This is a genomic window from Nocardia sp. alder85J (genome assembly GCF_020176955.2).
Lineage (GTDB): Bacteria > Actinomycetota > Actinomycetes > Mycobacteriales > Mycobacteriaceae > Nocardia.
Window position 1 is genome coordinate 1 of sequence record NZ_JAIUCZ020000031.1, and the last position, 1,519, is coordinate 1,519.

The 1,519-nt window shown below is 70.1% G+C and carries 1 protein-coding gene; it reads left to right on the top strand.

All coding sequences use genetic code 11. From position 1 onward, the window contains the following. Positions 1–1,519: condensation domain-containing protein (locus tag LBW94_RS44115; RefSeq protein WP_266273634.1), on the top strand; the 1,519-nt coding region annotated here is incomplete at both ends.

Consider the following 1,519-nt stretch of genomic DNA (forward strand, 5'->3'; position numbering starts at 1 on the left):
CGACGGGGAATCGGCGGTGCTGGTCCCGTTGTCCCCGGCGCAGCAACGCATGTGGTTCCTCAACCGCTTCGATCACCGCACCGCGGTCAACAACATCCCGGTGGCGCTGCGGCTGACCGGTGCTCTCGACATCCCCGCGCTGGCCGCGGCCGTCCAGGATGTGCTGGCGCGGCACGAATCGTTGCGCACGATCTATCCGGAGGTCGAGGGCGTCGGCTACCAGCAGGTGCTGCCGGCCACCGAGATCGGCGTGGAACTGGTGGCGGAACCGGCGACGGCCGCCGAGCTGCCGTCCCGGATCGCCGAGATCGTCGGCGCGTATTTCGATGTGACCCAGGAGATTCCGTTCCGGCTCGGGCTGTTCGACGTCGACGGCGCGGGTTCGCAGCACGTGGTGGTGCTGGTGATGCACCACATCTCCGGTGACGGTTTCTCGTTGCGGTCCTTGCTGCGGGATGTGGTGGCGGCGTACGGTTCTCGCGCCGCGGGTGAGGCGCCGGTGTGGACGCCGCTGCCGGTGCAGTACGCGGACTACGCGCTGTGGCAGCGCGAGGTCCTCGGTGAGATGGCCGATCCCGGTTCACTGGCGTCGCGGCAGCTGGCGTACTGGGTGGACCGGCTGCGCGACGTGCCGGAGCAGATCGAGCTGCCCGCGGACCGGCCGCGACCGGAGGTGGCCACCAATGCCGGTGCGGTGCACGGGTTCACGGTGGACGCCGGATTGCACGCCAGGCTGGTGGAGTTGGCGCGCGCCCGGGGCGTGACACTGTTCATGGTGGTGCACGCCGCGCTGGCGGTGTGGGCGGCGCGGATGTCGGGGAGCCGGGACGTCACGGTGGGCACGCCGATCGCGGGACGCGGGGATCGCGCGCTCGACGATCTGGTCGGCATGTTCGTGAACACGCTGGTGCTGCGGACGGCCGTCGCGCCGGGAATGTCGTTCGACGACCTGCTCACGCAGGTGCGGGCCGTGGACGTGGCGGCCTTCGCGCACGCGGATGTGCCGTTCGAGCAGCTGGTGGATGTGGTGTCGCCGGTGCGGTCGCAGGCCCGGCACCCGCTGTTCCAGGTGGCCTTGACCTTCGAGGCGACCGGCGCCGGACAGGTGTCGGGAGTGACGCTGCCCGGACTGGACGTCACGGTGGTGGACGTGCCGGAGGGCACGGCCAAATTCGACATCCAGTTGACCGTCGGCGAGGCCGCCGGTGGCGCACTGGCATTGTCGTGGAACTACGCGACGGACCTGTTCGACCCGGAGACCGTGGTCGCGTTCGCCGAACGCCTGCTGCGGATCCTGCGCAGCGTCGCCGAGGACCCGGCCGTCGTGATCGGCGAGATCGACCTGCTCGCCGAGGCCGAACGCCACGATGTCACCGAGCGCTGGGTGACGGCCGGAAAGGACGGTGGCGCAGGCATTTTCGCGGACCGCTCGCGGACGCTGTCGACGCTGTTCGATGCCGCGGTGGCGACCCACAGCGGCCGTATCGCGGTTCGGTTCGGTGATGATCGGCTGTCGTAC